General features: G+C 44.3%; 12 protein-coding genes. All 12 read right to left on the bottom strand.

Going from position 1 to position 12245, the window contains the following annotated elements:
- Positions 1–62: 62 nt before the first annotated feature.
- The 12 genes from BGO59_RS25940 to rpmF all read right to left on the bottom strand — a co-directional run bounded on the left by BGO59_RS25940 (position 63) and on the right by rpmF (position 12199).
- Complete coding sequence (locus tag BGO59_RS25940; protein ID WP_293688476.1) at positions 63–995, bottom strand: hypothetical protein; 933 nt, start codon at positions 993–995, stop codon at positions 63–65.
- A 171-nt stretch (positions 996–1166) separates the two neighbouring features.
- Positions 1167–2585, bottom strand: a complete 1419-nt coding sequence (locus BGO59_RS25935) for a GNAT family N-acetyltransferase (RefSeq protein ID WP_293688474.1) — start codon at positions 2583–2585, stop codon at positions 1167–1169.
- A gap of 63 nt (positions 2586–2648) precedes the next feature.
- Positions 2649–3185 (bottom strand): hypothetical protein, encoded by a 537-nt coding sequence (locus BGO59_RS25930; RefSeq protein WP_293688472.1) that lies wholly within the window; start codon positions 3183–3185, stop codon positions 2649–2651.
- 107 nt (positions 3186–3292) lie between these two features.
- Positions 3293–4147 carry an inositol oxygenase family protein gene (locus BGO59_RS25925; protein WP_293688470.1) on the bottom strand — a complete coding sequence of 285 codons (855 nt, stop codon included), beginning with the start codon at positions 4145–4147 and terminating at the stop codon, positions 3293–3295.
- Positions 4148–4231: 84 nt separating this feature from the next.
- Positions 4232–5320 (bottom strand): serine hydrolase, encoded by a 1089-nt coding sequence (locus BGO59_RS25920; RefSeq protein WP_293688468.1) that lies wholly within the window; start codon positions 5318–5320, stop codon positions 4232–4234.
- 6 nt (positions 5321–5326) lie between these two features.
- Positions 5327–6964, bottom strand: a complete 1638-nt coding sequence (locus BGO59_RS25915) for a sodium/sugar symporter (protein WP_293688467.1) — start codon at positions 6962–6964, stop codon at positions 5327–5329.
- 128 nt (positions 6965–7092) lie between these two features.
- Positions 7093–8436 (bottom strand): acetyl-CoA carboxylase biotin carboxylase subunit, encoded by a 1344-nt coding sequence (accC, locus tag BGO59_RS25910; RefSeq protein WP_293688465.1) that lies wholly within the window; start codon positions 8434–8436, stop codon positions 7093–7095.
- 90 nt (positions 8437–8526) lie between these two features.
- The gene (accB, locus tag BGO59_RS25905; RefSeq protein ID WP_293688464.1) at positions 8527–9015 is read right to left on the bottom strand and encodes an acetyl-CoA carboxylase biotin carboxyl carrier protein; all 489 of its coding nucleotides are present in this window, start codon (positions 9013–9015) and stop codon (positions 8527–8529) included.
- Positions 9016–9107: 92 nt separating this feature from the next.
- On the bottom strand, positions 9108–9671 hold the full coding sequence (gene efp / locus BGO59_RS25900; RefSeq protein ID WP_020596354.1) for an elongation factor P: 564 nt from the start codon (positions 9669–9671) through the stop codon (positions 9108–9110).
- Positions 9672–9755: 84 nt separating this feature from the next.
- Positions 9756–10739, bottom strand: coding sequence for a beta-ketoacyl-ACP synthase III (locus BGO59_RS25895; RefSeq protein ID WP_293688461.1), 984 nt, complete (start codon positions 10737–10739; stop codon positions 9756–9758).
- Between the two features lie 82 nt (positions 10740–10821).
- Positions 10822–11763 (bottom strand): phosphate acyltransferase PlsX, encoded by a 942-nt coding sequence (gene plsX, locus BGO59_RS25890; RefSeq protein WP_293688459.1) that lies wholly within the window; start codon positions 11761–11763, stop codon positions 10822–10824.
- A 241-nt stretch (positions 11764–12004) separates the two neighbouring features.
- Entirely contained in the window at positions 12005–12199 is a 195-nt protein-coding gene (rpmF, locus tag BGO59_RS25885) for a 50S ribosomal protein L32 (RefSeq protein ID WP_080059596.1), read from the bottom strand.
- Between the last annotated feature and the right edge of the window lie 46 nt (positions 12200–12245).

Below are 12245 nucleotides of genomic sequence, written 5' to 3'. Positions count from 1 at the left end.
GATAGATACCTATAATCTTAATCAATGCTTAGAGGAAATGCAATAATAAGTTGCCGAATTGATTAAACGTTGATTCCTGGGATGGGTGTTAATGCAACAGATTGATTAGTTGTATATTGATTGGTAAGATCGTTATACATTTCATTGATGATATTGCGCCCTTCCGCTGTTAAACCAATCAATATTGGCTTGACGATTCCGATTTGCGCTGATTCGTTTAATTGCTTTACGGCTTCAAAATCATGCAGGTAATTTTCGTTGCCATACCGGGTTAGTGAATCAGCTTCTTTATTCCGGTCAAGGCTTTTAGCCAACTCCATCACAAAGCTAATCACTGTTGCAATGGGGATAGAATCACTTAGACCAGTTAGCCAGGGAAAACACAGCAAATATAGATTGGTTACAATGCCTTTATCATCGCCGAGGGGCGGCTGGATGTAATTGAAGTTAATTCGCTTTGCTCCCATACGGCTAAAAAATTTTAGGCGTTTGGCTGGGGGCATTGAATCGTTTTCTGGAAGGGTGTCAAACGGGTTGTTGGATTCAAAAAGAACAGCGTTGACGGATTTGCCATATTCACGGGCAAAGTATTTTACGAGTCCGGGTAGTCCTTGTTCGCTCTGTATAATCGATTCGGCTACTTTTTTATGGTCGGAACCAATGGCTACACCCCTGAAATTCTGATCGACGAATAAATAAGTGACTAGTCCACAGGCGCTATCAGGATAAAACTCGACAATACAGCCTGCCACAAATTTTTTATCGCCGTCGGGTCCAGTCAGCACATAAGCCATTAAGTGAGTATGGGGGTCGTTGGAGTCTTCGGCAATACGTTCTTTTATAAATTGGGGATCTTCCCGTTCGTCTGGGTCTGGAAAGTTTGAGGGGTGCTCGTATAAAGTAAAAAAGGACTCAATCAAGTCTGCATGCGTTTGCAAATGCTCAGGTTTTGTGATCCAGATGATTTCGTAGGAATGATCGGCGTATTGATTCACGATAAAGACTGTTCGTTGATTAACGCATCAAAGTTAACTCCGGGCTTTGGCTATCGAAAAGATTTTAAATGAAATATAATGCGAATTATTTAATGGCAAATTCATAATAATTTGTACATACGTTTATGGTATGTACACTATTGCTTTTACTTGTATTATTCTATTGACTACTTAAGGGATATCACTTATTAATGCTTTATAGCTTGTAGGAATTGAATGAATAGAGCTGCATGTTTTTTGGAGCTCAATAAGTTTCTTTTCAATATATGTCAATGAATAAAATGTCTTAATTTTATTTTCGGGTAAATTACTATTTTTTTCAGTTCCGTAAAATAGATACAGTTTTCCATAATTTTCGTAAGACAAATTATTAATAACATATTTTTGATATTCATTCTTAATGCTAGAATCCGTAATTACGGGATTATCATTAAGGCCTGTAACTTTTTCAATTAACAGATGAGTTAACTCTTTGACAAAGTCTTCAGAGTAATTTTTTAGAGCCATTTGCGATGTATATTCCTTTACTTTCCTTACTTCACTGGCTATAAACTGGAACTGGTTTTTTAAATTAATAATCAATTCGTTGATATATATAATTTTATCTGGAGAATCCCTAGTATTATTGCACTTGTATAATAAACTAAGTAGCTCAATCTGAATATAAGTTCGATAGAGGTCAATATCTCTTATTGGGTAATTAATTTGCTGATTGTTGTAGTTAGAAGTAAGATTCTCTCTTGTTGATGCAGGCTGGCCACTGTATTCAAGAATGTTATAGAAATTCAGCAAAAAGTGGAGTATTATTTCTTTGTCTGCTATGGATTCATGGTCTTCTATAGCATCTGGTAGAATTAGAAAATACAAATGGTATACACGATTGGCAAAGTCTTTGGGCTCAATTGATAGCTTGGGTTGCGTGTAGGATATATCAAGAAGTTTTGCACCAACTTTGCGAAAAAAGTCTAATCTCTTTGAAAGGGTTAAGTCTTCGTTAGCGGTAATCTCAGATTTGTTACTTCTTGGTGTGAAATTTGGATTTTCAGTTTCTAATAAAACAGCTCTTATTTTATTATTAATAAGATTGCTGATCATGAATGGCACTACAGTTTTTATAAGTGCTTGCCCTAGCCCTCGGCTACGCTCAGAAGGCTTTGTAAAAATATAAGTTAGTAATAAGCAAACACTATTTTGATGAAGTTCGAATATTAAACCGCCTATGACTTCTCGTGTTGTTTGTTTTACACAAATAAAAAAGATGGTTTGGCCCGTTACTTTTTCTAAGCCCGTTACTCTATTGATCATTCCCTGCGTATCTTCTCGTTCATCAGGGTCTGTAAAAATTGAAGAGTATAAATCTATAAATTCAATAATGGCTTTATTTAATTGATCTGGAGTTAATTTGATCTTATTTAATACTCTCAGCGATTTCTTCTTTAATGGACTTTTCTGCTTTTCTAATGTCTGGCTAAATTTTTTATAAGGTGATAAGGGGTTATTCGGTCCTGGTAAAAATATTAATTGATAATCTTTTAGCGCTATATCAGGAAACGTATATATTATTTGCATAAAGGAAAATTTAATCATCATTTCCAATACTCTTTTAAGATTTTGCCTTAAAAGAGTATTGGAAATGATGATATATTGTAAAGTTTAATTTAGGGAATTACCGAGATTAAGACCTTTAAGCGATTTGCCAATACCAAGAATAAATAAGTAGTTAGTTGTTGCGCCAACGGCGGCTCCTAGTATAGGGATCGCTCTCAGAGCCGTTTTAGCTGCCATTCGAGTTAGTAATGAATTCGCAATAGCAACAAGCACAGCTTTGGTGACCGTAGCGCCAACTTCTACCCCGATAGACATGCCTACTATTTTCATGAATTCTGGGAAGCTTGGTTTATATTGGCCTGTCTTATGGTATATTACAGCTAATGTTACTCTGAATTGCTGAAAAACATTATTAGTAATTTCAACTGGAATACCAACAACTGTTGTCACAATACCGCCAAGTCCTGTGGCACCTCCAACTGCTCCAGCTACAATAGCACATTCATTTATAAAAGAATCAATCCCATCTTTGTCGACTTTCTCTCTAATATTTAAATCATCTAATTTATCATAGAAATGCTCAAAGAATTGCTTAGCATCACTAATTTGGTCAAATGCGGTGCGAACAGTTTGTAAGTTCATGATAGCTAGATTTAGTGTTTACTAAATCTAGCTATAGATGTGTTCTTGTGAATGTATATGATTTATTATTATTAGATAGTAGGCGCGTTTTTATTAAATGGCGCTTATTACAACTTCAACGTCGATGGCAAATACTTCGCAATCAGGTCTTCGTAGTAAGGCTTCAGTTCGCTTACAACGGGTGGCTTGGGGCTTTTGGAATACAGATCGTATGGATTGAACTTCCGAACCCATTTGAACATCTCGTGGTCATGCTCGTCCATCAGGTGGTTGTACGATTCTTCGCGGTGTTGTGAGTAGAACGAGTGATACCGCATCATGTACAGCGCCGGTTCGGGCATGTAGTTTTTCATCATTTGGTAGAGATACTCGTCATGCCCCCATGACATATGCACGTTGCGAAGGCCACAATTCGGCTCGTAAACACCATACTTCGTATTGTAACGCTCGTCCTGGCTGTCGGGATTGTTGGCGAAGAACTCTGGATAAACAATTTTATCCGAATGCTTACAACCAACCGGGAACGTATCGCCTACAACCGCCCATTGGGGTTCGCCAAAGAGGCACAGTACCTTACCCATATCGTGCAGGAAGCCCGTCAGAACGAACCAATCGGGATGACCATCGGCACGAATGGCTTCGGAGGTTTGTAGCAGGTGCTGAAGCTGGTCCAGGTCGGTATCGGGGTCCGAATCATCGACCAGTGTATTCAAAAACTCCGCAACGCCCCAAACAGGTAATTCTTTCTTATCGAATTTCAGAAACTCCCGCTCTTTTTCCAGCACAAAATCATACGTCTGGTAGGTATGATTCAGTCGATAGAACTCCCGAACTGTATCACGCTCGGGCGTGTCGTAGTTGCGATAATCATCTTTCGATTTGTGCTCGGGTTGGGGGTAACGACTCAGTACGTCGTCTTCCCATACATCAAGGCTGGCAAGTGGGGCTGTTTCGCTAATCATGATCGATAAAAAATTTAACTAACAAATCTCGAAAATTTATTCCTGTAAACCAATAAGATAGAGCAAAGGTTGAGCCAGAACCTATTATTGGGTTAGCTCATCCAGCGTCAGTATATCGGCTAATTCGTTGGGGTATGTACTAGCCAGAATCTTTAGTACGGTAGCCGCGTTGGTTTTATTATCCGCCTTGTTGGAAAAGTAGGCCATTAAAACGTTTTTCTCCGGAATCGCCACAACAAAATTGTTGAAGCCGCACGTGCTGCCCGAATGGAAAAGAACGGGATTGGAAGGCTGTCGGAAGAACCAGCCTGCACCATAATAGCTACCCGGATTCGCCCGAACGGCCTGCCCGGTTCGGGCCAGCGCGGCCTTAAGGTCAATGAGCGTATGGTTGTGTAAGGCATCAATCCATTTCTTGTAATCGGTTAATGACGTATACACGCCACCATCGCCTTTCGTAGCGCTGGTTACGCTCTGATCCGAAAAAACATAACCCCCTCTTTGTTTACGGTAACCCATAGCCCGGTTGTGAATTGGTTTTGCGGCTTCATAAATGACCGACTGCGTCATACGAAGGGGTTTAAAAATCCGTTCCCGGATGAAAGCAGAAAATGGTTGCCCGGATACCCGTTCGATAATCAGCGCGAGCAGGCAATAACCCGAGTTGCTGTAACGAAACGTACTGCCCGGCTCGAAATACAGTGAATCGCGATCTTTCAGAAGCGTAAGCACATCGGTATCCAGAAGCTGCTCATGCTGATTGGGGTTCATGACAGATTCGTAATCCAGTAGACCCGATGAGTGAGTCAATAGATTTCGTATCTGTACTTTTCGGCCAACTTGTCCATTGAACTCCGGGAAAAAACGAATGATTGGGTCATCCAGAGAGAGCTTACCGTCTTTCTCCAGCAACAGAATCCCCATAGCGGTAAACTGCTTGGAAACTGATGCCATTCGAAAGTTCGTTTCGGACGTAATCGACGTTTTAGTGGCTACATTGGCGAGGCCTTTTCCCGACTGATAAATGACTTTCCCGTTGATTTCGACTAATAGGGCTGCCCCAGGCTGTCCCGACTGTGTGGTAGCCTGTATTAGTGAGTCGAGTCGCTCACGCAACTGCGCCCTGGTCACTGTCGATACCAGTAGAAGCCCCATTATCAGAAATTTTAGCATGTATCTCTACCAGAAGACCGTATACAATACAGCCAAAATACTAAAAATTCCCACGGAGCCAATCACAAATGAAGGCGTTACCCGGAACATACTCCGATCAACAATGATTTCATCACCAGTTCGGTGGCTGGCCGGATCAGTAAGCGATACAAGTACCATTAGCACGACATCGATGCAAAAAACCCAGGTAGTGCGGTGCAAAAACGGTATGGATTCAGCTTCAACTCCGAACAGATTCATGACATCGGGCCAGAATTTAAGCAGTGTTGAGAAGGGCAATGTCAGGATTGCGACCGTCAAAGCCGCCCGGTTGGTAGCGCGTTTCCAGAAAAAACCCAGCAGGAAAATGGCGAAGATGCCTGGTGTGATGAAGTTGGTATATTCCTGGATGTACTGATACACCTGATCGAGTGAACGAAGCATAGGGGCCAGTGCAATGGCAATAATAAACGACACAATAACCGCCCAGCGCCCTACATTGACCAGCTTTTGTTCCGACGCGTTCTTATCGACGTATTTTTTGTAAAGATCCAGCGTAAAAATGGTTGAAATGGAATTGCATTTGCCCGCTAGTGAGGCCACTATAGCGGCTGTCAACGCAGCAAACGCTAGCCCTTTCATCCCGATTGGTAATAAATTCATGAGCACAGGGTACGCATGATCGGGTTTTACGACGCCCGATGCATCGGTCATGGCTTCGCGAAAAGAGCCTGTCTGAAAAAGGACGAAAGCGGCAATGCCTGGTATGACTACAATGAGCGGAATCATCAGCTTCAGTAAAGCGGCAAACAGAATACCGCTACGGGCCGTTTTCAGATCGGCACCCAAGGCACGCTGAACGATGTATTGATTACATCCCCAGTAATATAGATTGTTCAGCCACATACCGCCCGTCACTAAGGCCATACCGGGTAGTGCATCGTAATAAGGGTGACCTTTGGGAAGAAACATATGGAAATGGGTGTCGGCCTGTTGCCGAAGCGATACTAAACTCCCCCAGATCGAGCTCATTCCGGTTTCTTTTCCTACTAATTCCAGGGCTAGATATGTGATGACTAAACCACCGAAAATCAGGACAATCACCTGAATAACATCGGTATAGCCAATTACTTTCATGCCGCCCAGAGTGATAAAAATGGCGAAAATCGCTAACCCGATGGTACAGGTCGTGAAGGAAATACCCACCAGCGATTCAATCGCGATGGCACCCAGATACAGTATTGAGGTGAGGTTAACCAGCACGTAGACTACCAGCCAGAATATGGCCAGAATAGTACTTACAGTGTCGCTGTACCGTTGCGCCAGAAACTGCGGCATAGTATAAATATGATTGCGCAGATAGATGGGAATGAAAAAGACGGCGACAATGATCAATACGGCTGCGGCAAACCACTCATAAGAAGAAATGGCTAAGCCCATAGCGAAACCCGAACCAGCCATGCCAATGAAATGCTCGGCCGAAATATTTGAGGCAATCAGCGATGCACCGATAGCCCACCAGGTTAACGACCCCTCGGCCAGAAAGAAATCAGTGGTGTTCATTTGGGCCGACCGCTTTCGCTGGTATACCCAGTAGCCGTATCCGACAACAACTATGAAATAAACTAGAAAAACAATGTAATCGGCCGTAGCGAGGTGATTCATGTAATACAGTGGGTAATAAAAAACCGAGGTGTCTTGCACTAAAGCAAGACACCTCGGTTTTTTAATGTAATATGGATTTGCCCCCACGCATCAGCCACTTGTACTGACGGGTTTCCACTTGTGTTACATCACAGCTTACTGAAGTCAAACGTATCGAGGAAAGCGGTCGTGAATTTCCCGGACCGGAAACCTGGATCGTCCATCAGCCTGATATGGAATGGAATCGTGGTTTTGATTCCTTCGATGACAAACTCCTGCAAAGCCCGTTTCATACGGGTAATCACTTCCTCCCGCGACTGACCCGAAACAATCAGTTTGGCAATCATCGAGTCGTAGTTTGGGGGGATGGTATAGCCGCTGTATACGTGGCTGTCGATCCGAACGCCGTGACCACCAGGGAAATGCAGATTGGTAATTTTACCGGGCGAAGGACGGAAACCGTTGGCAGGGTCTTCCGCATTAATGCGGCATTCCATAGCGTAGAGCTTCGGCGTATAGTTTCGCCCCGAAATTTCGGTTCCGGCAGCTACTTTGATCTGCTCTTTGATCAGGTCGAAGTCGGTTACTTCTTCCGTAATCGGGTGCTCGACCTGAATACGGGTATTCATTTCCATGAAATAAAACTTCCCGTGTTTATCAACCAGAAACTCAATGGTTCCGGCTCCTTCGTAACCAATGGCCTGCGCGCCCTTAATAGCCGCTTCGCCCATTTGTTGCCTGAGTTCGTCCGAAACGATAGGAGAGGGGGTTTCTTCAACCAACTTCTGGTGGCGACGCTGAATAGAGCAATCCCGTTCGGATAAGTGGCATACTTTACCGTATTGATCACCCACAATCTGAATTTCGATGTGACGGGGCTCTTCAACGTATTTTTCCAGATACAGCCCGTCGTTGCCAAACGCGGCACCTGCTTCGGTACGGGCATCGTTCCAGGCTTTTTCAAACTCATTTTCGGCCCGGATAATCCGCATACCACGACCTCCACCACCAGCCGTTGCCTTAATAATGACCGGATAGCCCATTTCGGCTGACAGTTTTTTGCCCTGCTCAATGGATTCAAGCAGCCCTTCGGAGCCTGGAATGACTGGAACACCAGCCAGTTTCATGGTCGCTTTAGCAGTCGCTTTGTCGCCCATGCTGTTGATCTGGTCGGCAGTAGCACCGATGAATTTAATGCCGTAATCGGCGCAGATTTGCGAGAATTCGGCATTTTCCGACAAAAAGCCGTAGCCCGGATGGATGGCATCGGCCCCGGTTACTTCGGCCGCCGAAATAATATTAGGAATACTAAGATACGATTGCTTGCTCACCGGCGGGCCAATGCAAACAGCCTCGTCAGCAAAACGTACATGCAAGCTATCGCGGTCGGCCGTTGAAAAAACGGCCACCGTTTTAATGCCCATTTCGCGGCAGGTACGGATGATTCGCAGAGCGATTTCCCCCCGGTTGGCGATAAGAATTTTCTTGAACATAAAGAGTGAAAGAGTGAAAGAGCGAAAGAGTGAGAAAAAGCGGGCGTCTGCTTTTCGCTCTTTCACTCTTTCACTCTTTCACTCTTTGGTTTAGATGGGTTCTACCAGGAACAACGGCTGGTCATACTCAACAGGCGTCGCATTTTCAACGAGCACTTTCACAATGCGGCCCGATACTTCGGATTCAATTTCGTTGAAGAGCTTCATGGCTTCAATGATGCAAACCACCTTACCTTCGGTCACACTGTCGCCCACTTCGACAAACGAAGGGGTTTCAGGGTTAGATGACCGATAGAACGTACCGATCATCGGCGACTTAATGGTAACGTAGTTTGAGGTATCCGCCTTGGGCGCGGCTACGGGCGTAGGTGCCGATGTTGCTGTTGGAGCAGCCGCCTGAGGTTGGGCTATAGGAGCTGGAGCAGCAGGGGCAATGGCTGGTGCTACTGGAGCAATTGCCGGAGCGCCCGATCCATACCGCTTTACACTGATCTTGAGATCGTTGGTTTCAATGTTGACTTCGTCCAGACCCGATTGAGATATGAAGTCAATAAGTTGCTGTATGTCTTGGGTTGTCATAGTTTGGTAGTCACACAGTTGAATGAGTGATTGGTAGTTTAGGAAAGAAATTTACTTTCTAACTGTATTAAAGACTAACTGTTTGATGATAGCTATTTCACTCGTTCAACGTACTCACGGGTACGGGTGTCAACCCGGATTTTTTCGCCCGAATCAATAAAGAGCGGGACCATAATTTTAGCACCTGATTCGACTTCAACCCGTTTTTTGGGGCTGTTAGCTGTGTCACCTTTAATACCTGGCTCGGCATACGTTACCTCCAGTTCAACAAACGGAGGAAGTTCGCACGAAAGAGGGGTTTCATTTTCAGCATTAATCAGCATTTCTACTTCCTGACCTTCTTTCATCAGATCGGCGCTGTCAACAATTTTCTCGTCAAGGTTGATCTGGTCGAATGTTTCCTGATCCATGAAGTTATAACCCGCTTCATCCTTGTACAAAAACTGGAATTTACGGCGCTCCACACGTACTGGATAAATGGTTACGCCTGAGTTGAAGGTGTTGTCGATAACACGGCCTGTAGTGAGGCTTTTCAGCTTTGTGCGTACAAACGCAGCGCCCTTTCCAGGCTTTACGTGTTGAAATTCAGTAATTTGAAAAAGATCGTTGTTGAAGTTTAAGACGAGTCCGTTGCGGATGTCTGCAGTCGTTGCCATATTTAAAATATATGATGTTAGGTGTATGATGTATGACGTAGATAATCGGCAAAATATATCCTATATCATACCTCATATATGAAATTAATAGGCCCACTTTACATAGGCGGCTCCCCAGGTAAAACCACCGCCAAAAGCGGCTAGTACCAGATTATCTCCTTTTTTTAATTGCGATTCATAATCGAACAGGCAAAGCGGGATCGTGGCGGCTGTGGTATTGCCGTATCGGTAAATGTTCATCATGACTTTATCCGACTCGATGCCCATCCGATGGGCTGTCGCGTCGATGATGCGTTTGTTAGCCTGGTGTGGAACCAGCCAGGCTACATCAGCGCCTTTCAGGTGGTTTCGTTCCATAATTTCGGCAGATACATCAGCCATATTTTTGACGGCAAACTTAAATACCGAAGGGCCGTCCTGGTATACATAATGCCAGCGCTTTTCGACAGTTTCGTGGGAGGGCGGGTAGCGGCTTCCTCCTGCTTTCTGAAACAGGTGATTTTGTCCGACACCATCCGATTTGATAATCGAATCCAGAATACCATTTCCTTCGGTATTGGGTTCGAGAAGGACTGCGCCAGCTCCATCACCGAACAGTACACAAGTAGTACGATCGGTGTAATCAACAATCGCCGACATCTTGTCGGCCCCGACAATAACTACTTTCTTGTATTTGCCAGTCTCAATAAATTGAGAGCCTACGGTGAGTGCATACACAAAACCAGAGCAAGCAGCCTGAATATCAAAGCTTCCTACATTACGAATGCCAACCATGTCGCAGATAAGATTAGCTGTACATGGAAACACATAATCGGGAGTAGTTGTCGCGCAAATCAGTAAATCGACTTCTTCGGGACGGGTATTCGTCTTTTCCAGCAGGCCGGTTACAGCTTTGGCACCCATGTGCGACGACCCCATACCTTCACCCTTGAGAATGTGCCGTTCCTTAATGCCTGTACGGCTTGTAATCCATTCATCATTTGTATCCACCATACGCTCCAATTCAGCATTGGTCAGCACATAGTCGGGAACGTAGCCGTGGACTCCTGTTATGGCAGCTTTACTCATAAGTGGTATTTACAAAGTTTTCTGTTTACAGTATCCGGTTTACACATCAGCCAGTTATAAACCGAATTGTGCAAACAGAAAACTAACTCAATGCTTGTGCAATTTTTGTATATGCGTTGGACTCGACCTGTCGAATGGCCAGGCCAATCATGTTTTTAATCGCTAAAGGTGATGAGATGCCGTGTGCAATAATTACATTGCCATTGACGCCCAATATTGGGCTACCCCCTACCGATTCGTAGTTGGTTTTATCCAGGAACTCATCACGAATACCCCGTCGACTGGCGATGTCATAAAACGATTCGCCTAGTTTAAACATAGCATTTCCAGTGAAGCCATCCGTTATGATGACGTCGGCCTTACCGTCGAAGAAGTCGCCCCCTTCAATATTGCCTACAAAGTTAATCCGACGATTGTCTTTAAGAAGTTGGTGAGCGGCCTGAGCGACCAGTGATCCTTTCTGCTCTTCAGAACCAATGTTCATCAGGGCTACTCGGGGCTGGTTTATACCGAACGTATACTGGGCGTAAATAGAACCTATTTCGCCAAACTGGGCCAGCATTTCGGGTTTGCAATCCGCATTGGCACCGATATCGAGCATTACGGCATGACCACCCGTAATTTGTGGAACAAAGCCAGCAATGCAGGGTCGCATAATGCCTTCAATTGCTTTGATGCTAAACAGGGCTCCAACGTGCATGGCACCCGTATTGCCAGCACTACAAAACGCATCAACCTGTTTGTCTTTCAGAAGCTTAAACCCGATTCCGATACTGGAATTGGGCTTTTGGGAGAGCGCCTTGGTCGGGTGCTCACTCATTTCAATGATATCATCGGCATTTACCAACTCAATGCTGGTAACTGCACTGGCATTATGTTTGTCAAGCAGGGTTTGTATAATAGCCTGCTTACCGATCAACACAATAACCACATCCTCCGGCAATTCAGCAGCGGCCTGAATTACTCCTTCCACAATTGCTTCGGGGGCAAAATCACCACCCATTGCGTCCACTGCAATTTTCATTGACTCGGTTTGTTCAATACTTCCCTGTTCGTCGGGGTTGTAAATTAAGGGCCTGTCAGTAGGCAATTATAGCCTATAATCAATTGATAGTAAACGACTAGCGCTTCCTGGCAATGCCTGACACAAATTGCCTGCCTACTTTTCTATGCGTAAAAATAGGCAGGTGACAGGCAATAAAAAAGTATTTCGCGTTCATCTTCGGAAAGACGTCGGCGAAATACTCTTCATAAATGATCGAGATTTATGCCGTTTTGGCGTAATTCTCAACAATCATTTGTCCTTTATAGAACAGATTGCCCTCAAAAACGTGAGCGTGGTGGCGCTGATGTACTTCGCCAGTTTGCGCGTCGGTCGAGAGCGCTACAGGCGTAGCAACGTAGTGTGTTCTGCGCTTATCGCGTCGGGTGCTTGAGTGGCGTCGTTTGGGGTGTGCCATTGTCTTAAGATATAAAGTTGTCTGGTTATTTAGCTATAGAGGTAAT

Origin of the sequence: Spirosoma sp. 48-14 (assembly GCF_001898575.1) — a bacterium.
Classification (GTDB): Bacteria; Bacteroidota; Bacteroidia; order Cytophagales; family Spirosomataceae; genus Spirosoma.
Note: the sequence above shows the minus strand (reverse complement) of the source record. Positions and strands in the feature narration are given on the sequence as shown.